Origin of the sequence: Variovorax palleresanus (assembly GCF_051144945.1) — a bacterium.
Classification (GTDB): Bacteria; Pseudomonadota; Gammaproteobacteria; order Burkholderiales; family Burkholderiaceae_C; genus Variovorax; species Variovorax paradoxus_S.
Genome location: NZ_JBJNVP010000001.1, coordinates 22,517 through 41,637, shown reverse-complemented (window position 1 = coordinate 41,637; position 19,121 = coordinate 22,517). Strand labels below are relative to the sequence as shown.

Below are 19,121 nucleotides of genomic sequence, written 5' to 3'. Positions count from 1 at the left end.
GCGCGGGACGCGCGAGTGTTTACATGAAAAGTTCTATAGGCGGAGAGTCAGTGCGAATCGCTATCGGTTGCAGCGACACCCCGTGCCGAAAACCCGAGGGGACCTACCGGCGATTCGGTTTCGGAAGCCCGGTAGCTCATCTCGTCGGTCGCGGCCGCGAGACACTGGTTCGCAGTGGCCCACGCGCGATTCACCAACTCCCGGTCGACGGCATCGGGCGGCGGCCCGAGATCGCGAAAGTAGGCGATTCGTTTCGCATGCAGGTCGTACTCCGCGCGGCGTGCGTGTTGCTCCAGTTCCTTCCATACGCGCAGGTAGGTCACGGCCGTGGGCACGCGCCGCTGCGTGGCCGGAAGAGCGGGGGCTTGCCCGCCGTTCGCGGCCGAATGGTTCTCGGCGTCCTCTTCGGCGAGCGGCAAGGCGAATGCGGCGACCGACTCCTCGTTGCTGCCGGCGGCAAACCATCGAAAGGTATTTGCCCGCCTGCCGAAGCGGCCCGTGGTCCGCACGAAGAGATAGCCCGAGGTCACGCTGCCAATCGCATCGACAGGAATGCCGGCGTTTCGAAGCGCCTGGACCAGCACGCGGCCGCTCACGCTCGAGGGCAACTTCAGGGTGACGGTCGCGTCATGAGCCGTCCGGTTTTTCATGGTCCTTGGCTTGTTTGGAACCGCAGCGTTCTACCCGGCTGGAAATCATGGTGGCGCACTTCTGCATATTCCCAGCGTGCGCCTGCAAGAGGCACCTCCTGTCGGACGGCGCCGACGCCTTGGGTAGGTGGCAGGGGATCGCCGCGGCTCAGCGGCCGAGGCCGACCGCGTTCATGAGAAAGCGAAGCACCAGGGAAAGCAGGTAAAGCGAAAGCACGCTCGCGAGCCAGATGGCCGCGAGCCAGCCGAGGCGGCGCAACCACTTGCGCCTGCCTGGGCGTGGGTCGTCAGTGGTAGCCATCGCCATGCCGCACCTTGCCGCGAAAAACCCAGTAGCTCCAGGCCGTGTACATCAGGATGATCGGAATGATCAGGAGCGCGCCCACCAGCGCAAAGCCCAGGCTCTGCGCGGGCCCTGCCGCCTGCCAGATCGAAATGTCGGGCGGAATGACGTTCGGCCACAGGCTGATGCCCAGGCCCGTGTAGCCGAGAAAGAGCAGGGCCAGCGTGAGAACGAAAGGTGACGCGTGCCCGTCGCCGCGCAGCGCCTGCAAGAGCTTGTACACCACAAGCGCCACGAGCAGCGGCACCGGCGCGAAGTACAGCAGGTTGGGCAGGCTGAACCAGCGCTGCGCAATGGCGGCATGCGCGAGCGGCGTCCAGATGCTGATTGCAATGATGACGGCCAGCATGAGCCACGCCAGGGGCCGTGCCAGGCTGCGCATGCGCATCTGCAGACGGCCTTCGGTCTTCATCACGAGCCAGGTGGCGCCGAGCAGCGCGTAAGCCGCAACCAGCGCGAGGCCCGTGAAGAGCGAGAACGGCGAGACCCAGTCGAACGAGCCGCCGGCAAAATTGCCGTCCACCACCTTCAGGCCGTTGAGAAACGCGCCCAGCGTCACGCCCTGGAAAAAGGTGGCGGTGAACGAGCCGCCGATGAAGGCCGCGTCCCACCAGCGCCGCTTGCCTTCCCGCGCCTTGAAGCGGAATTCGAACGCAACGCCGCGAAACACCAGCCCCACGAGCATGAGGATCAGCGGCAGGTAGAACGCGCTGAGGATCACCGCATAGGCCAGCGGAAACGCCGCCAGCAGGCCGGCCCCGCCGAGCACGAGCCAGGTCTCGTTGCCATCCCACACCGGCGCCACGGTGTTCATCATGACGTCGCGGTCTTCCTTGGCCGGCAAGAACGGAAAGAGGATGCCGATGCCGAGATCGAAGCCGTCCATCACCACGTACATCATGATGCCGAACAGGATGATCACGGCCCAGATCAGGGGAAGATCAATGCCCATCGTCGGACTCCGGTGCCGCTGAAAGCGGGCGCATGGGCTGCCGCGGTTCTCCGGGCCCTCCATGCACGGGCGGATCGCCATGGTCGCCCGTGGGGCCCTTGGCGATCAGGCGCAGCCCGTAGGCCGTGCCTGCGCCGAACACCACGAAGTACACGATGACGAACAGTGCGAGCGTGAACCCGACCTGCGAGGTCGAATGCTGCGGCGAGACCGCATCGGCCGTGCGCATCAGGCCGTAGACGACCCACGGCTGGCGGCCGATCTCGGTGGTGAACCAGCCGGCCAGGATGGCCACGAGGCCCGCGGGCGAGAGCGCCACGGCCAGGCGCAGGAACGCGCGCTGGGAAAACAACCGCTGCCCCCGGCGCAGCCACAGCCCCCAGAAGGCCAGCGCGATCATCAGCACGCCCAGGCCCACCATGGCGCGGAAGGTCCAGAACACGATGGCCGAGTTCGGCCGGTCTTCCGGTGCGAAGTCCTTGAGCGCCGGAATCTGCCCGTCCCAGCTGTGCGCAAGCAGCAGGCTGCCCGCGCGCGGAATCTCGATCGCGAAGCGCGTGACCTCGGCCTTCATGTCCGGCCATCCGAAAAGGATCAGCGGCACGCCTTCGCCCTCCGGCGTGCGCTCCCAGTGGCCTTCGATCGCGGCCAGCTTGGCGGGCTGGTGCTCGAGCGTGTTGAGGCCGTGCTGGTCGCCGATGAGCGCCTGCAGTGGCGCCGCCGCAAGCAGCATCCACAAGGCCATCGAGAGCATGGTGCGCACGCGCGTGTTGTCGTTGCCGCGCAGCAGGTGCCAGGCCGCCGCGCCGCCCACCATCAGCGCCGTTGCAAGGTAGGCCGCCGTGACGGTGTGCGCCAGGCGGTAGGGGAAGGACGGATTGAAGATCACCTTGAACCAGTCGACCGGCACCACGCGCCCATCGATGATCTCGTGGCCCTGCGGCGTTTGCATCCAGCTGTTCGAGGCGAGGATCCAGGTGGCGGAGACCAGCGTGCCAACGGCCACGGCCAGCGTCGAGACGAAGTGCAGGCCCGGCCCCACGCGCTCGCGGCCGAACAGCATCACGCCGAGAAAACCCGCTTCGAGAAAGAACGCGGTCAGCACCTCGTACGCCAGCAGAGGCCCGGTTACGCCACCGGCAAAGCGCGAGAAGTTGCTCCAGTTGGTGCCGAACTGATAGGCCATCACCAGGCCCGACACCACGCCCATGCCAAAGGCCACGGCAAAGATCTTGATCCAGAACTGGTACAGGTCGATGTACACCTTGCGGCCGGTGCGCAGCCACAGGCCTTCGAGCACGGCCAGGTAGCTCGCGAGCCCGATGGTGAGCGCCGGAAAGATGATGTGGAACGAGATCGTGAAGCCGAACTGAACGCGGGCGAGGATGAGGGGTTCCATATCGTGTTCCATGGCGCGGAGGCGGGAGCCGGTTGCGCGGTTCTATTACACGGCCGGGCCGCTGAAAAGGGAACTGGGCGTTTTGACCTACCGAGGCTCGGAGACGCGCTCGCGTTGAATCGAGGACTGGGCCAGAATGAGACGACCGATCGACATGCGTTTCATCTTCAGCAATCACATGAGAGCCATCGCGCCCCTCGCGGCCTTTGTATTGGCAGCCACCTGCCTGGCCGTGGTGCCCCTTGCCCATGGCCAGGCCGCACAAGGCCCGCAGGCCTACGACGGCCCGCTGTTCGACACGCACCTGCACTACAACCAGGAAGCCTGGGACGGCAACACCGGGCCTTATCCGCCCGCCGAGGCGCTCGCGCGCATGCAGCGCAACAACGTGACGGCGATCGTGGCCAACTCGCGGCCCAATGCCGGCACGCAAACGCTGGCTGCGGCGCGCGAAACCCGCGCCGCGGGCGTGACCGTGGTGCCCTTCGTGCGCCTGTACCGCAACCGCGACGACTACAGCAACTGGTTCCGCGACGAGAGCATTCACGAGATGGTGCTGGCCGAGCTGGCGCGCGGCACCGCGAGCGGGCCCTACCGCGGGATCGGCGAGTTCCACCTGTACGAGAGTGCCAATGCCAACGGGCCGGTGGCCAGGAAGCTGATCGCGCTGGCGGAGCGGCAGAAGCTCGCGGTGCTCGCGCATGTGGACGACGTGGCGATCGACCTGCTCATGGCCAACGCACCGTCGAAGGGCCGGAACCTCCGGCTCATCTGGGCGCACACCGGCATCGGCGGCGCACCCATCGAGCGGGTGCAGGCGTTGCTGGAACGCTATCCGCTGCTGATGGGCGAACTCTCGTACCGGCCGGGGCTCACCTGCGAAGGCGGCAGGCTGTGCCCCGATTGGCGCGCGCTGATCCTCAAGTATCCGGAGCGCTTCATGATCGGCTCCGACACCTGGGTGAACCAGCGCTGGAGCGCCTACGACGAGATCATGCGCGGCTACCGCGTTTGGCTTGGCGACCTGCCGCCCGATGTGGCGCGGCGCATTGCGTGGGGCAACGCGGCTGCGCTGTTCGATCTGCGCTGAGCGCGCGTCGCTAAACCTGGCGCGACTCCGGCCACCGGTGCCGCGTGCCGCCCGCGCGCCGGTCGGCTTTCTCGGCCACCGCGCCCTGCGCGCTCAAGGCATTGCCGCGCTGTTCGAGGTGTTGCAGGCACTGCAAAAAGATGTCGAGGTGCGCGGGCGCGATGCCCTCGAGCAGGTCGACGTTGAGTTCCGCGATGCGCGGAAACACGCGGTCGAAGAGCTGCCGGCCCGAGGGGCTCAGCCGCACGTGCACTTCGCGCCGGTCCTCGGCGTCCTGGCGGCGCACCACCAGCTTCTTGTCGACCAGGCCGCGCAAGCCACGCGAAGTGCGCACGCGGTCCAGGTGCAGGTGCGCGGCCAGCGCCGAGGAGCGGATCTCGCCCTGCTGCGCGAGCGTGGCGATCATTCCCCATTCGCGCCGCGTGATGCCGAAGCCGCCTTCGACCAGGCGCGTGGCCATGCCGTTGCTTGCGCGCACCGCGCGCGAGAACCGGTACAGGAGCAGATCGTCGAGCGAGCGCGGCGCAAGCACCGCGCTGGCGTCGGGAAAAGCGGGCATTTCTTGCGGACCGTGCATGGCGATCGGAAATAGGAAGTCAGGAAATCGGAAGCGGTGAAAAGGGTGTGGCCGGCGCGCCTCGGCAGGCAAGTGATGGATTAGATCAACTGTTTATGGCGTGCGTATAAACGGTAACAAATTACACGGACTGAAACAAACGCAGGCCGGCGATTGTCGCCGCGAAGGCCTGCGCGCGCCCGTGTCGATGCCACCACCGCAAGCAGGAGATCCGATGACCGCATTCTTTTCCCGGCGCAAGCTCACCGCATGGTGCCTCGCACTCGCCGCGTGCGCCGCGCCGTTGGCCCACGCCCAGACGCCGATCTTCGATGGCCCGCTCACGCTGGTGGTCGGCTACACCGCGGGCGGCAGCACCGACCGCATCGCGCGCCTCGTGGCCGAGCGCCTCGGCCCGAGGCTCGGCGTGGCGGTGACGGTCGAAAACCGTCCGGGCGAAGGCGGCCGGCTGGCCGCCAAGGAGATCAAGCGCGCGCCTGCCGGACAGAACGTGCTGATGCTCGGCAACCCCGCGGTCATGGTGGTGGCGCCGCTCGTGTTCAAGGATCTGGGCTACGACCCCGACAAGGACTTCGTGCCGGTGTCGCAGGTCAGCAGCTACGATTTCGCGCTGGCCGTGGGCAACAAGCTGCAGCTCGACCGCGCGATGTTCCTCGTGGGCCGGCTCTGGGCGCATCCGGAAGAGGCCGTCTTCGGCGTGCCCGCCACCGGCAGCCTGCCTCACTTCTTCGGCCTGATGGTGGGCGACGCGCTCAGCGTGCAGCCGCAGATCAAGGGCTACGGCGGATCGGCGCCGCTGTCGGCCGACCTGACCGGCGGCAACCTGCCGATCGCCATCGACACGCTCGATTCGCTCTACGCGCAGCACGTGGCCGGCAAGATCCGCATCCTGGCCGTCTCGGGCAAGAAGCGCGTGAGCTTCGCGCCCGCCATTCCCACCTTCCGCGAGGCCGGCATGAAGATCGACGCCGACGGCTGGAACACCTTCTTCGCCCCGGCCGCGATGCCGCCGGCCAAGGTGCAGCAGCTGGCCACCGCGATCCGCGACGTGATGCAGGACCCGGCGCTGCAGAAGGCGGCCAATACGGCCTACATCACGCCCATCGTCAGCACGCAGGCAGAGACCGCGCAGATGCTCAAGAGCTTTCGCCAGCAGTGGGAGCCGGTGGTGCGGCGCTCGGGCTTCCAGCCCTGAACGATCGATCGGCGCTGGTCGTGCCGCGGGCCTTCCATCACTCCCAACGTTTTTGAGTCGCGATGATGCCCAGCGGATACCCGCGGCGTTCCAGCGACTGGCGCAGGACGATGCGGCTGGCGAAGCGTTCGATGCCGATGTCGTCTTCCAGCATCTTTTCCATCAGCGCCTGAAAATAGCCGACGCCGGGCGCCACGATTTTCAACAGGTAGTCGTAGCCGCCGCTGACGTTGTACCACTCGACGATCTCCTCGTACTTCGAGGCGGCTTGCTCGAACTTGCGGAAATCATGCGGTCGGTGGCTGCTGATGGTGACCTCCGAGAACACGGTGACGTGCTCCCCCAGCTTTTCCAGCGCGATGTCGGCGCCGTAGCCGCGGATCAGCCCACACTCCTGCAGCCGCTTGGTGCGCAGAAGACACGGGCTGGGGCTGAGGCCGAGCGACGCCGCCAGATCGACGTTCGAGCAGCGTCCCTCGCGCTGCAGATGCACGAGGATCTTGAGGTCAAACCTGTCGAACGGAACTGCCGAACTCATGGCGCCATGCTACGGTCAAGTCGGCGGCATGTGCTGCTGCGCCTCGGCAAGCGATTCGTCGAGCGCTTCGATCACCATGCCCGCCTGCTCCGCCGACAGCACCAGCGGCGGACGGATCTTGAGCACGTTGTGCCCCTGGGCGCAGGCACTGAGCAGCACGCCCTTGTCGCGCATCAGGTTGACGACCTTGCTGGTGAGGCCGCGGTCCGGCGCCCGCGTCGACCGGTTCGATACGAGCTCGACGCCCACGAAGAGCCCCGCCCCCCGCACGTCGCCGATGGCCTCGTGCTTTGCGGCGAGCCCGGTGATGCCGTCGAGCAGCAATTTGCCGATCTTGGCTGCGTGCGGCACCAACCGTTCCCGCTCGATGGTCTCCAGCACCGCCAGGGCCGCCGCGCATGAAACCGTGTTGCCGGCGAAGGTGTTGAAGTAGCGCGAGTGCTTGCCGAACTCTGCCAATGCGTCGGCTGTGGCGAGGAGGCCCGCGATCGGCTGGCCGTTGCCCATCGGCTTGCCCAGAGTGACGATGTCGGGAACGAGGCCGTGGCGCTGGAAGCCCCACATGTGCTCACCGGTGCGGCCGAAGCCGGGCTGCACCTCGTCGGCGATGAACAGGCCGCCAGCGCGCTTGATCGCTTCGACCGCTCCCTTCAGGAAGCCCGCAGGCTCGGGCAGGATGCCGTCGCTCGTGAACAGCGAATCGACGATCAAGGCCGCCGGCTTGATGCCGTGGCGCTGCAGGTCGGCGATGGCCGTCTCGACGTCGCGCGTGAAGCGCTCGCCAAGGTCGGCGCCTTCGGCGTGGTACTGCCGCGGCGCCGGCACCAGGCGAACGTGCGGACCGAGGTCGACGGTCACGCCCAGCGATGGCGAAAACTGCGACACGGTGTCGGTGATGCCGTGGTACGCCGTGTCGGTGACGATCACGCCCGTACCGCCGGTGCGCACCTTGGCGATGCGATAGGCCAGGTCGTTGGCCTCGCTGCCGGTGCAGGTCAGCATCAGGTGGGCAAGGTCCGTCCCGGGCACGCTGGCGATCAGACGCTCGGCCAACTCGAGAATGGTGTCGTGCAGGTATCGCGTGTTGGTCGCCAGAGTCTGCACCTGGCGGCAGATCGCCTCGGTCACTGCGGGATGGCAGTGCCCGAGCGACGTGACGTTGTTGTAGACGTCCAGGTAGCGGCGGCCTTCCGGGTCCAGCAGCCACACGCCGTCGCCGCGCACGATGTGCAGGGGGTGTTCGTACATCAGCCGGTAGGCCGGGCCGAGCAGCGCATTGCGCCGCGCGATCATTGCCTCAGTGGCGGGGCCGACGTTGGCGCGGCCGGGGATGTAGGCGTTGACCATGTTGAAGTCAGCGGTGGTTTTCATGAGGAGCTTCCATTTCGTGTGAGGGTCAGCAAGCGGTCGCGCGCTTCGTGGCGGGAGAGGTCTGCCATTTGCGACAGCGCCTCCCATGCCGCGGGGTTGTGACGCATGATGTAGGCGCGGTTTTCGGGATAGCGCAGGGCGCGCCACTCCGAGATCAACGCCGTGATGAGGTGGCGCGTCGCCATGAGGTCGGCGACGATGTCCTGCTCCGGTTCGGTCAGCGGCAGAACGGCCTGGTAGGCGCCGACGAATTGCGCCGCTCCCTCGAACGGGTCGGCGCTGCCGGTCATGTGGAAGGCGGCAGCCGTCGCCACCTCGCCGACCAGTGGCGCATGGAGCATGTCGCCGAAGTCGATGATGCCGGTGATGCGCGCCGGGTCGTCCGGCGCCACCAGCACGTTGTAGAGGTGATAGTCGTTGTGGATCACCTGCGCCCGGAGCGATGCAAGGCGGGGCAGCACATGCTCGGTGAAGCGCGTCATGAACGACTGGGCCAGTGCGCGTCGTGGTCCTTCGACCAGGCTGTCGAGCTGGGCGGTCAGGCGGTGCGCGGCCGACACGTTCCACAGCAGGTCGTGCGTGGCCGCAGGGTGCGCGAAGCCTTGCAGGGCGAGGTTGAGTTCGGCCAGTCCCTTGCCCATCGCCGCGCGCTGTGCGGCCGTGCGCGGTGTCTCCCGGATCTGGACGCCCTCCAGGTAGGTGAGCATGCGCACGGTGGTCCTGGCCCCATCGGCGAGCGCCACGGTGTCATGCGCGCGGCCGTCCCGCGTACGCACGACGCGGGGGACGGGCTGGTTGGGCGATGCGCGGGCGATGTGCTCAAGTGCGGCGATCTGGAAATCGACCAGCGACACCGGCTCTGACGAGTTGCTGATCTTGAACACGTAGCGCGTGCCGTCAGCGGACTCGACGGCGCAGTTCTGATCACGCTCGCTGGCCAGCGCCTTCACGCTGCCGTCGATGCCGTAGAGGCGCGCCACCAGTGCCTGCACCTCGGCTGGCGCCAGGTTGGGCGCCGCGGTGCTCAGCGCGGCAACCTCGCTCGGGCGTTCGTCAGGCATCGCCCTCTGAGGTTCCGGGTGGGGGTCAGGGCTGAACATCAGAGTCCGAGCAATGCGGGAAGCTGACGAACGTCGGTCAGGCGGCTCACGCCATATTCGGTCGACGTGGGCTCGTGACCCCGGTCGATGAAGGCCTTGGCCATGAAGCCCAGGTCGGACGCCGTCATCAGGTCGTATCGGAAGCTCGACGAGACATGCATCATCTGATCGGGCCCGCAGCCGAGCCGGTCGAACATGTGCTCGAAGGCTTGCATGCGCGGCTTGTACGCGCGCGCTTCCTCGGCGGTGTAGACCGCGTGAAAAGGAGCCTTGAGGTGCGCGACGCTGTGAGGGATGAGGTCGACCATCGAGTTCGACAGGATCACCAGCGGCACGTGTGGCGCGATCGCCTCCAACACCTCGACCACGTTCGGGTGCGGCTGCCAGGTCGGCACGGCGCCATACAGGGAGGCAGCATCCGATGCCAGGCATTCGATGCCGTGCGCCTTGCAGGCACGTTGGATGGAGTTCTCCACCACGTCGTAAAAAGGCTTCCAGTCGCCCAGCACCTCATCGAGGCGATAGGCTCGGAAACTGTCCAGGAACGCCGGCATCCGTTCGGCCGGTACGCGGTCCTTGAACAGGACTTTTGCCGTGGGGCCCATCTCGAAGTTGATGAGCGTGCCATAGCAGTCGAAGCTGATGAATTTGGGGTTGAAGATCATGGTAGACCTGCTGCGTTGAGGTGAAACAAGTCTAGGACTGCCCCCTTTGCAGGTGATGCCATATCGCAGCGGAACCCAAGCAGTTTCTTTGTCAATCCGCAGGGGGTCTGGCATTTTTGAGTGGTGCTGTTCGGGGGTGGCAGTGGCCCAGAACCCGTACCTGCTCACACTAAGGTTGCCTTAGTTTTCGGCAAGGTGGCTGATTTCCAAAGGCTGCAGGCCACCTTGCGATTCACCCGTCAAGGGCCGACCAGTGCGGGGACCTCGCTGCGCGAGAAAGTCATGCTTCCAGCCAGACGTGTTCGGCGAAGCTGGAGCCCATCATCCCGCCGAGTGGAATCTGCGACAGGCCCTTGAGCTTGCTGGCGTGCCCATCGATGCTGGAGAGGAACATCGGGATCCCGATGCCGCCCTCGTTGTGGATCATCACCTGCATGTCCGCATACATCTGGGTGCGCTTGGCCGCGTCGGTTTCGCCGCGCGCGGCCACCAGCAGCTGGTCGAACTTCTCGTTCTTCCAGGCCGCTTCGTTCCAGGGCGCATCGGACTTGAAGAACAAGGTCAACGCCAGGTCGGCGCTGGGGCGCGTGTTGACGTTGCCGAAGCCTACCGGGTGCTTCATCCAGTGCGTCGACCAGTAGCCGTCGGCAGGCATGCGCTTGACTTCCAGATTCAGTCCGATCTGCTGGGCCGCCTGCTGCAGCAGCAGCGTCATTTCCACCGAGTTGGCCGCGGCGGGCGAGACCACCACCGGCACGGGTGCGCTGCCCAGGTTGGCCTTTTGAAGGTGCCACTTGGCCTTCTCGGGATCGTGCGCGCGCTGCGGCAGGCCCTTGAAGTGGAAGCGGTTGGCCGGGCCGATGGGTTGGTCGTTGGCCACCACGCCATAGCCCTGCGCGATGGTCTTGAGCATCTGCTCGCGATTGAACAGGTGCTTCATGGCCAGCACGAAATCCGGGTTGGAGCCCGGGCTGCGATCGATGCGCATGATCAAGTCCGTGTACGAGACCGCCTTGGACTCGAAGATCGCGTGCTGGCCGGTGGCCTTCACGCGTTCGACCGAGCGCGGGTCGACCGCGCTGATCAAGTCCAGCTGGCCGCCCAGCAGCGCGTTGACGCGCGCCGACTCATCGGTGATGGCCAAGAACTCGATCTCGTCCAGATACGGGCGGTTCGGCTTCCAGTAGTTCTCGTTGCGCACGGCGATGGAGCGCACGCCGGGCTTGAACTCCTTGACCTTGTAGGGGCCGGTGCCGATGCCGGCACTGAAGTCGGTCGTGCCTTCCTTGACGATGTGGAAGTGGTAGGTGCCCAGGATCACGGGCAGGTCGGCATTGGGCGAGGTCAGGCGGAAAGTCACCTCGTTGGGGCCGGTGGCGGTCACTTGCTCGAACTGGTCGGCCAGGACCTTGGCCTTCGATGCGGTCGCAGGGTCCTTGTGCCGCATCATCGAGAACACCACGTCGGCCGGCGTCAGCGGCTTGCCGTCGTGAAAGCTCACGCCGCGGCGCAGCTTGAAGACCCATGTCCTGGCGTCCTTGGTCGTGAACTCCTAGGCCAGCTGCGGCTGCGCGGCGAGGCTGCCGTCCAGGTAAGTCAGGCCGTTGTAGAACATGAAGCCGCGGGCGTAGTCGGTGCCGTTGGCCTGCCTGGCGGGGTCGAGCGTGTCGTTCACGCCCGAAGAGGTACCCGCGACCCGGATGCGGCCGCCCTTGCGCGGCGTCTGCGCATTTGCCGTGGTGGCCAGCGCCGCGACGCTGCCTGCCAGCGCGGCCTGCATGCCGCCGGCCATCAGCATCGCCAGCACGTCGCGGCGGCTGGCGCCGCGCTGCAGCTGACCCATCAGGCGCGTGCTTTCCTCGGCGCCGATCAGGCCGTTGAGGTTCTTGTGCTCGTTCATGGTTGATTCCTCGATTGATGAGTGGCGAGACGGGCTTCAGGCGAGCTTGTCCTTGAGCCGGTAATAGGCCCCTACCAGCGGCAGGAACCATGGGGGTCCGACGTGGCCCGGGATCGCGGGCCAGTCGAAGTCTTTCCAGGGATTGAGTTCGGCGCGCCCGTCCATGACTTCCGCCATGATCGTCCCCATCAGGGTCGACATCTGGGTGCCGTGGCCGCTGTAGCCCATCGAGTAGTAAATGCCATTGCGCTCGCCGGCGCGTGGCAGGCGGTCACGCGTCATGTCGACCATACCGCCCCAGCAATAGTCGATGCGTGCGGCGCGAAGCTCTGGGAAGACCTCGTGCAGCGCGGCCTTGAGGATTGCGCCGCTCTTCTCGTCGGAGTTCGGGTTGGAGACGGCGAAGCGGGCGCGTCCACCAAAGAGCAGCCGGTTGTCGGGCGTCGTTCGGAAGTAGTTGACCAGGTTCTTCGTATCGACCGCCATCCGGCGCCGCGGCAACAGCCGGTCGAGCGTCTCTGTCGGCAGCGGCTCGGTGACGATCAGGAACGCGCCGACCGGCACGATGCGGCGTCGAATCCAACCCAGTGGTCCCGTCTGCGAAGTTCCGCTCGCCAGCAGAACCTGCCTGGCGTGGAGCCGACCCTTCGGCGTTTCGATCTGGTGCCCTCCGCCGGGTGCCGGTCGCAGACCCATCATCGGCGCATGCTCGTGGATCTCCACGCCACGCCGCGCCGCCGCTTCCGCCAAGCCGCGCACGAAGCGCCCGACATGCATGCCGGCGCCTTTGCGGTAGATCAGCCCGCCATGGAAGCGGTCCGACCCGACCTCGCTGGCCAGGTCGGCGCGGCTCACCATCTCCGTGTCGGGGTCGACGTTGGCCGCCAGCAGTTCCTGGCTGCGCGCCAGCTTGTCGTAGTGCTCGGGCTTGGCCGCCAGCTTGATCTTGCCGACGCGCGCGAAGCTGCAGTCGATCTTCTCTTCCGCCACCAGGCGCTCGACCGTATCGACTCCGGCGTCGAAGGCCCGATAGAGCCTGTCGGCAACCTCCTTGCCGAGCTTGGCTGACATCATCCCGTAGTCCTGCGCAAAGCCGTTGTTGCACATGCCGCCGTTGCGACCCGAGGCGGCGTGCCCGATGGTCTCGGCTTCCAGGAGCACGACGCGCGCACCCTTCTTGGCAAGCGCCAGCGCAGCCGAACAGCCGGTCAGGCCGCCGCCGATCACCGCCACGTCGCAGCTACCCTGCACCGGTCCTGCAGCGGCACTGCGGAAGGGCTCCGAGGTGTCCAGCCAATACGAGGTCAGCTTCATGGCTGCCTTTCCGGCGTCTTCGAGCTCAGCATCGTGATGTCTCCTAGTTGAACGACTGGTTGGCCAGCGCGAACATGCGTGCGGGCCCCGCCGGCGGGATGTGCGGCCCCTTGACCATGGTGGTGGCGTCACTGACCTGGCGCAGGCCGATGCTTTCGAGCCAGTCCCCGAGCTGCGAGGTGGCCGCGGTGTCGACGCGGACGAAAACCTGGCCGAGACGTGCGAGCGCGGCTTCGATCAAGGCGCGCGCATCGGCCGCGCTTTCGGCGACCACGGGACCGATGACGTGCCCGCGGCCGAACAGGCGTGAAACGGCATAGCCGCGCGGCTCGCCGCCACGCATAAGCACGTGGCCGTCGCCAGCCTGGATGAGCCGATCCAGCATCTGCCGCCTGGCCCAGCCCGTGGCCTGCTGGTCCAGACGCGCAACCGCCTCGACATCCGATGGCGCCATCGCCCTGACCAGGCTGGCCGGTGGCGCCTGGTGGCGCTGGTCGGGAACGCCTTGATGCTGCTGGATGACGCCGATGCGGACAAAGCCGCGCCGTTCATAAAGCGCCAGACCTTCGGCCGTCGAGTTCAGCGTGATGGTCCGCGAGTGCGCCGCCGCCAGCAGCGCATCCATCAGCCGGGCACCATGGCCACGGCCTTGGGTAGCCCTGGAGACGATGATCATCCCGCATGAAGCTTGGTCGTCGCCGTAGGCCCACCAGGCCGCGGTCGCGATCACTGTACCGGCGCCGTTGCGCAGCACGAAGCCCTGGCCGAGCTCGAGCGCGAAGGCCCAGTCCTCGAGCCGATAGGGCCAGGACATCTCCTGCGAAAGCTGGAGGGCGCCTTCCAGGTGTTCCGTGGCAAACGGGACCAGCACCGCGTCGGCGCCCCCGGCGGGCAGCGCAGGGTCGAGGACGAGGCAAGGCGTTGCCAGTTCTCCCGGCGTCGTTGCGATCTGTTCGGCTTGCGTCTGCTTCATGGCTGTGGCCTGGCCCAAGGTCGTGCTCCGAGTTGTGCTTGTCCCATGCGGCCTGCGGGATGCGGACCGGCACCGACCAAGTCAGATGGCCGGATGTTGCGCCCGATCGATTGAACCTACAATTTATCGAACCTGCATAGCGAGTTAAGGCCCAACTAAATGATCAGCTCTGAGGATCTGCGCTTCTTCAACGTGCTGGCCCGGTCTGCGTCGCTCGCTGAAGCGGCCCGGAAGATGGATGTCACGCCGCCGGCCGTCACCCAGCGCCTGCAAGCGCTGGAAGCAAGAATCGGCATCCGGCTGATCGACCGTTCGGGCCGCAGGATGGTCCTCACCGATGAAGGCGATCTGGTCGCATCGCACGGGACGATCGTGGCCGACGCGATGGAGGCGCTGTCCGAGGCCTTGGCCAATCGCAAGAAGGCCGTCAGCGGGCATCTGCGCATAGCCGCTCCGCATGGCTTCGGCCGGCTGCATGTCGCACCCGTGGTCGATGCGTTTGCAAAAACGCATCCTGGCGTGACGGTCACCCTGGACCTTGCCGACCATCCCGGTGCGCACCTGGTCGAGAGCAGCGACGTCATCGTCCACATCGGACCGCCTGGCGCCCAGAACCAGATCGTCACGACGCTGGCACCGAACCGACGCATCCTCTGCGCGAGCCCGGACTATCTCGCTGGTGCTCCGCCGATTCAGGCGCCTTCAGACTTGCTGCGGCATCGGTGCCTGGTGGTGAGAGAGAACGACGAGGACGTCACGCTGTGGCGCTTCGTGCACGCTTCGCGCGAGCCGCAGACCGTCCGTATCCGTCCCACCATGTGCAGCAATGACGGCGCCGTGGTGTGCGACTGGGCGGTGGCAGGGCAAGGTGTCGCGATGCGGTCGGAATGGAACGTCGCTGCCGATCTGGCAGCCGGTCGGCTCAAGCGGGTGCTTGCGAGCTGGGAGGTTCCCGCCGCCGACGTCGTCGCCATGCTGGGCACCCGCTTCGGGCGAAGTGCGCGGGCAACAGCCTTTCTGACGATGCTGCGCCAATCTCTTGCGCCGCCACCCTGGAGGCGAAGAACCGCGCGATGACACCTGGTCTCAGGCCGCCATCAGAGGGCGGCGGGAGCTTCGGCCGTGGCGGGCGAGTATCAGGCCGAACCCCCCGTCGACCACAATCACATCGCTCGAGAACATCGATGCTAGAAATCAGCGACCTTGCCCCATGCCGAGCCGCTGAACCGCGCCGGCCGATACGGTGCGGGATCCACGATCGGTTCGCCGCCGCTGGCAATGTCCGCAATGAGGTGGCCGGCGCCGGGCCCGATGCCAAAGCCGTGTCCGGAAAAGCCCGCGGCCAAAATGAATCCGGGCAGGCCCGGCACCTCGCCGATGCCGGGAACACCGTCTGGCGTGCTGTCGATATAGCCAGCCCAGGCGTGCGTGATCTTTGCATCGCGAAGTTGGGGCAGCAGTTCGATCGCGCGACGATGGGTGTCCTTGATGCTCACGGGATCGGGCTTCGGATCGAGGATGCGCACGCGCTCCATCGGCGTCGGCGCGTCGAGGCGCCACCGCGCCAGCGTTTCATGGCCACTCCGAATGGCTTCCAGGCCGCCCGGACGAAGGTTGCGCCAGCGCTTGGCGAACATGGGCACGAACTGCGGCGCGAAGCGCAGAAACTGCCCTGTCGGATCCACGCGCGCGCGGCCGCTGATGGCCAGTGCGTAGCGGCCGTCGTTGCGGCGCGTGGCGGACACGCCCGCGCTCACCACGGCATCCGGCAAGCGATGTTCCACAGGGGACACACTGAGGATGGATTGCCGGATCGAGGCCTGCGGAAAGCGGATGCCGAGCTGCCGGCAGAACGAGGAGGCCCAGGCGCCACCAGCCATCACGACCGTCCGGGTCTTGATGACGCCGGCTTCGGTCACGACTGCGCTGACCCGACCGCCTTCGGTCTCGATGCCGCGGGCAGCGCAGTTCTGGTGGACGCTGCCCCCGAGCTTGATGAGCGCAGCGGCCACGGCCGGTGCGGCTTTGGCGGGGTCGGCGGTGCCGTCGCTGGGCGAGAAGACGCCGCCCTTCCAGCCGCGGCCGGTCGCCTGACCGCGCTCGGCGGCCTCGCGGCTGCTCAGCATGTGGGTCGTCACGCCGGCGGTCTTCGCAAAATCGCGCCAGCTGGCCCAGCGGGAAATCTCGGCCTCGTCATTGCTGAGATACAGCAGGCCGCAGCGATGGAAGCCCGTGTCTTCACCGCTCTCGGCAGCAAATTGTTCCCACAGGTCGAGGCTCTTGCTCGCCAACGGCAGTTCGCGGGCGTCGCGATTCTGCTGCCGGCACCAGCCCCAGTTGCGGCTCGACTGCTCGGCGCCGATGCTGCCCTTTTCCACCAGCGCCACCGAAAGGCCGCGCTTGGCCAGGTAGTAGGCGGTGAAGACGCCGATGATGCCGCCGCCGATCACGACGACGTCCGCCGAGGCCGGCAGCGTGGGCGAAGTTTGGATGTGGCGCAGCGGAGGCGACATGATGAATCTCGCTCGCTCGTTCAAGCCGGGACGGTCTGGCACACGTAGAACTTCGCCACGCGATCGCTGCTTTCCCATCCGATCGGCGCGCCCTGGGGCACGAAAAGCGAATCACCCGTGCCCGCAGACAGCACGCTGCCATCAGGGGCTGCGAAGCGCACGCTGCCCGCCACGAGATGCATGAACTCGTTCATGCGATGCGCGCGAACGATCCGGTGATAGGGCGTCGAGTCCCAAGCGCCCGCAAGGTACTGCGCGGCGTCATCGGTGAAGACCTTGTCGCTGCGGCACTCGGGCACGGGGCCCAGCAGCACTTCGGCGGGCAGCGTGCCGGTGGGCGTGAAGTTGGCGTCGGCGTGCAAGGGGAAAAGGCCGCGCTTCGTCGGCTTGTCGCAGGCGGCTGCGCAAAACACAAAGCGCACGCGGGATGCGGCCTCGATGCGAAGCGAGGTGTCGCATCCGATGACGGCACCCGCCTGGGGACCGACCACCAGCGGGGCCTCGCCGGCCGCCGTCAGGGTCAGCTCGCCCTCGACAACGACGATGGTTTCGATGTGGGGATAGCTTGCGACGTCGAGCTCACCGATGAAGCTGGTGCGGCCCGCGCTCATCGCGCCCGGTCCTTCCCACGCGATCTCGCGATGCCGCGCAAAAGGATCGTCCTTGCCGAACGGCGCCCTGCGGAAAGCGGTTGAAACGGGCGCGCCATCGGCGCGATGCAGTACCAGGGCCACGGTCATGATTACTCCTGCGCGATGCGCGATGTCTTCACTGAAAGTCTGTCAGTTGTTGCTGGGCGCCGAGGCATCCAGAAAGCCGAGGATGGTTTTGGTTTCCAGATATTCCTCGAGGCCTTCGATGCCGTATTCGCGGCCATTGCCCGAGCGCTTGTAGCCACCAAAGGGGGCATGGGGGTTCCACGCCGGATAGTTGATGTGCACCTGCCCGGAGCGGATGCGTGCCGCAACGGCGCGCGCCGCGCCAAGGTCTTGGCCTTGCACATGGGCGCCCAGGCCATAGATGGTGTCGTTGGCAATATCCACCGCCTCGTCCACGCTGTCGTAGGGAATGATCGCGAGCACCGGCCCGAAGATCTCCTCCTGCGCGATCTGCATCTGAGAGTGCACCGCGCTGAAGATGGTCGGGCGGCAGTAGAAGCCGCGGCTCAAGCCCTCCGGCCGTCCCAGGCCGCCACAAAGCAGCTGCGCACCTTCGGCGATGCCGACGCCGATCATTTCCTGCACCCGGTTGAACTGCGCGCGATTGGCCACCGGCCCGTGCGTGGTCTGCTGCGAACGCGGATCGCCCACGACGAAAGCCGATGCCGCTTCGAGCGCGAGCCGTTCCACCTCCTGCAGGTGCGCGCGGGGCACGATCATGCGTGTCGGTGCGCTGCAGGATTGGCCGACGTTGCGGAAGGCGGACGCCACGCCCTTGGGCACGGCAAGAGACAGGTCCGCATCCGGCAGGATGAGGTTGGGCGATTTGCCGCCGAGTTCCTGGGCCACGCGCTTCACCGTCGGGGCTGCCGCCTGGGCCACCAGGACGCCGGCCCGGGTCGAGCCGGTGAACGAGATCATGTCCACGTCCGGATGCTCCGCCAAGGCGGCGCCGACCTCCGGCCCGCTGCCATTCACCAGGTTGAACACCCCCGGTGGAATGCCGGCGTCGTGCATCACTTCGGCAAAGAGCAGGGCGCTCAGGGGCGACAGCTCGCTGGGCTTCAAAATGACGGTGCATCCCGCTGCCAGGGCGGCGCCGACCTTGGCGGTGATCTGGTAGAGCGGCCAGTTCCAGGGTGTGATCAGGCCGCACACGCCGATGGCCTCGCGCATGATGGCCATGTCACCCCGATGGGTGACGAAGGGGTAGCTGCGGGCGTTGTCGCGGGCCACGCGGATGTGCTCCGCCGCGGAGGGCACCTGCGTGAGGCGCGCGAAGCCGATGGCGGCGCCCATCTCCAGCGAGATCGCCTGGGCGAACAGTTCGGCGCGTTCCAGGATCAGGGCGTGGACGCGATCCAGCAGCAAGGCCCGGCTCTGGGCGGCGCTCACGGACCAAGTGGTGAAGGCGCGCCGTGCGGCGACCACCGCCGTAGCCACGTCTTGCGCAGTTCCCAGCGCGATTTCCGCGACAGGCTCCTCGGTCGACGGGTCGATGACAGAGGCGCGAGCTTGCCCTTGGGGCAGCACCCATTCGCCGTCGATGAACACGCGGTCCAGACGGCCAGCGCTCTGGAGGCGTTCGACGATGGAGGAGTTCATGGCGTCGGCCTTTTCGGAAACGAAGTCAGGGTTGTTCATTGCCATCCATAGAAGCGTGGCCACGGAATGCTTGGTAGTGCGGTGGGGTGCTCATGAGGGGACTGAGGTCGGGCCTTTGGATGTCCAAAAGTTTAGGCTGCGTGCCACTCGCGCCGATGCTGCAATGAGGGTCTTGCACGAAGCAGGCTGCGGTTGTGCGAGTCGCTACAAGCAGATCCTGCCGTCGCACCTTCGTCAGAAGCCTTCGCATTGGACGCACCCGACCTGTTGCGGCGCA

General features: G+C 66.6%; 17 protein-coding genes and 1 pseudogene. 3 read left to right on the top strand and 15 right to left on the bottom strand.

Annotated elements, in window-relative coordinates:
- Positions 1-47: 47 nt before the first annotated feature.
- The 4 genes from ACJ7Z0_RS00205 to ACJ7Z0_RS00190 all read right to left on the bottom strand — a co-directional run bounded on the left by ACJ7Z0_RS00205 (position 48) and on the right by ACJ7Z0_RS00190 (position 3,344).
- Positions 48-650 (bottom strand): hypothetical protein, encoded by a 603-nt coding sequence (locus tag ACJ7Z0_RS00205; RefSeq protein WP_434788121.1) that lies wholly within the window; start codon positions 648-650, stop codon positions 48-50.
- A gap of 148 nt (positions 651-798) precedes the next feature.
- On the bottom strand, positions 799-951 hold the full coding sequence (locus ACJ7Z0_RS00200) for a DUF2474 family protein (RefSeq protein ID WP_434788120.1): 153 nt from the start codon (positions 949-951) through the stop codon (positions 799-801).
- Complete coding sequence (gene cydB / locus ACJ7Z0_RS00195) at positions 938-1,945, bottom strand: cytochrome d ubiquinol oxidase subunit II (protein WP_434788119.1); 1,008 nt, start codon at positions 1,943-1,945, stop codon at positions 938-940. The genes ACJ7Z0_RS00200 and cydB overlap by 14 nt, the downstream gene beginning before the upstream one ends.
- Positions 1,935-3,344: a cytochrome ubiquinol oxidase subunit I gene (locus ACJ7Z0_RS00190; RefSeq protein WP_434788118.1), complete on the bottom strand. Its 1,410-nt coding sequence runs from the start codon at positions 3,342-3,344 to the stop codon at positions 1,935-1,937. The genes cydB and ACJ7Z0_RS00190 overlap by 11 nt, the downstream gene beginning before the upstream one ends.
- Before the next feature lie 136 nt (positions 3,345-3,480).
- Here ACJ7Z0_RS00190 and ACJ7Z0_RS00185 point away from each other — a divergent pair, with 136 nt between their 5' ends.
- Positions 3,481-4,434 carry an amidohydrolase family protein gene (locus tag ACJ7Z0_RS00185; RefSeq protein ID WP_434788117.1) on the top strand — a complete coding sequence of 318 codons (954 nt, stop codon included), beginning with the start codon at positions 3,481-3,483 and terminating at the stop codon, positions 4,432-4,434.
- A 10-nt stretch (positions 4,435-4,444) separates the two neighbouring features.
- Here the strand turns inward: ACJ7Z0_RS00185 and ACJ7Z0_RS00180 are convergent, their stop codons facing one another.
- On the bottom strand, positions 4,445-4,993 hold the full coding sequence (locus ACJ7Z0_RS00180; protein ID WP_434788116.1) for a MarR family winged helix-turn-helix transcriptional regulator: 549 nt from the start codon (positions 4,991-4,993) through the stop codon (positions 4,445-4,447).
- A 232-nt stretch (positions 4,994-5,225) separates the two neighbouring features.
- Between ACJ7Z0_RS00180 and ACJ7Z0_RS00175 the strand changes: the two genes are divergently transcribed.
- Entirely contained in the window at positions 5,226-6,206 is a 981-nt protein-coding gene (locus ACJ7Z0_RS00175; RefSeq protein ID WP_434788115.1) for a tripartite tricarboxylate transporter substrate-binding protein, read from the top strand.
- 37 nt (positions 6,207-6,243) lie between these two features.
- Here ACJ7Z0_RS00175 and ACJ7Z0_RS00170 read toward each other — a convergent pair whose 3' ends face one another.
- The 7 genes and pseudogenes from ACJ7Z0_RS00170 to ACJ7Z0_RS00140 all read right to left on the bottom strand — a co-directional run bounded on the left by ACJ7Z0_RS00170 (position 6,244) and on the right by ACJ7Z0_RS00140 (position 14,067).
- Positions 6,244-6,744: an Lrp/AsnC family transcriptional regulator gene (locus ACJ7Z0_RS00170; protein ID WP_434788114.1), complete on the bottom strand. Its 501-nt coding sequence runs from the start codon at positions 6,742-6,744 to the stop codon at positions 6,244-6,246.
- A 15-nt stretch (positions 6,745-6,759) separates the two neighbouring features.
- Positions 6,760-8,115 carry an aspartate aminotransferase family protein gene (locus ACJ7Z0_RS00165; protein ID WP_434788113.1) on the bottom strand — a complete coding sequence of 452 codons (1,356 nt, stop codon included), beginning with the start codon at positions 8,113-8,115 and terminating at the stop codon, positions 6,760-6,762.
- Positions 8,112-9,176: a phosphotransferase gene (locus ACJ7Z0_RS00160; RefSeq protein WP_434788112.1), complete on the bottom strand. Its 1,065-nt coding sequence runs from the start codon at positions 9,174-9,176 to the stop codon at positions 8,112-8,114. Before ACJ7Z0_RS00160 ends, ACJ7Z0_RS00165 begins: the two co-directional genes overlap by 4 nt.
- 38 nt (positions 9,177-9,214) lie before the next feature.
- Positions 9,215-9,880, bottom strand: coding sequence for a haloacid dehalogenase type II (locus ACJ7Z0_RS00155; RefSeq protein ID WP_434788111.1), 666 nt, complete (start codon positions 9,878-9,880; stop codon positions 9,215-9,217).
- Positions 9,881-10,160: 280 nt separating this feature from the next.
- Positions 10,161-11,780 (bottom strand): annotated as a pseudogene (locus tag ACJ7Z0_RS00150) (ABC transporter substrate-binding protein).
- A gap of 36 nt (positions 11,781-11,816) precedes the next feature.
- Positions 11,817-13,094 carry an NAD(P)/FAD-dependent oxidoreductase gene (locus ACJ7Z0_RS00145; protein WP_434788110.1) on the bottom strand — a complete coding sequence of 426 codons (1,278 nt, stop codon included), beginning with the start codon at positions 13,092-13,094 and terminating at the stop codon, positions 11,817-11,819.
- Positions 13,095-13,137: 43 nt separating this feature from the next.
- Positions 13,138-14,067 carry a GNAT family N-acetyltransferase gene (locus ACJ7Z0_RS00140; RefSeq protein WP_434788109.1) on the bottom strand — a complete coding sequence of 310 codons (930 nt, stop codon included), beginning with the start codon at positions 14,065-14,067 and terminating at the stop codon, positions 13,138-13,140.
- A 159-nt stretch (positions 14,068-14,226) separates the two neighbouring features.
- Between ACJ7Z0_RS00140 and ACJ7Z0_RS00135 the strand changes: the two genes are divergently transcribed.
- Positions 14,227-15,144, top strand: coding sequence for a LysR family transcriptional regulator (locus ACJ7Z0_RS00135; protein ID WP_434788108.1), 918 nt, complete (start codon positions 14,227-14,229; stop codon positions 15,142-15,144).
- A 110-nt stretch (positions 15,145-15,254) separates the two neighbouring features.
- Here the strand turns inward: ACJ7Z0_RS00135 and ACJ7Z0_RS00130 are convergent, their stop codons facing one another.
- The 3 genes from ACJ7Z0_RS00130 to ACJ7Z0_RS00120 are packed head-to-tail and all read right to left on the bottom strand — an operon-like array spanning position 15,255 to position 18,844.
- Positions 15,255-16,580: an NAD(P)/FAD-dependent oxidoreductase gene (locus ACJ7Z0_RS00130; RefSeq protein WP_434788107.1), complete on the bottom strand. Its 1,326-nt coding sequence runs from the start codon at positions 16,578-16,580 to the stop codon at positions 15,255-15,257.
- A gap of 20 nt (positions 16,581-16,600) precedes the next feature.
- The gene (locus tag ACJ7Z0_RS00125) at positions 16,601-17,320 is read right to left on the bottom strand and encodes a cupin domain-containing protein (protein WP_434788106.1); all 720 of its coding nucleotides are present in this window, start codon (positions 17,318-17,320) and stop codon (positions 16,601-16,603) included.
- Between the two features lie 42 nt (positions 17,321-17,362).
- On the bottom strand, positions 17,363-18,844 hold the full coding sequence (locus ACJ7Z0_RS00120) for an aldehyde dehydrogenase family protein (RefSeq protein ID WP_434788743.1): 1,482 nt from the start codon (positions 18,842-18,844) through the stop codon (positions 17,363-17,365).
- Positions 18,845-19,121 lie beyond the last annotated feature (277 nt).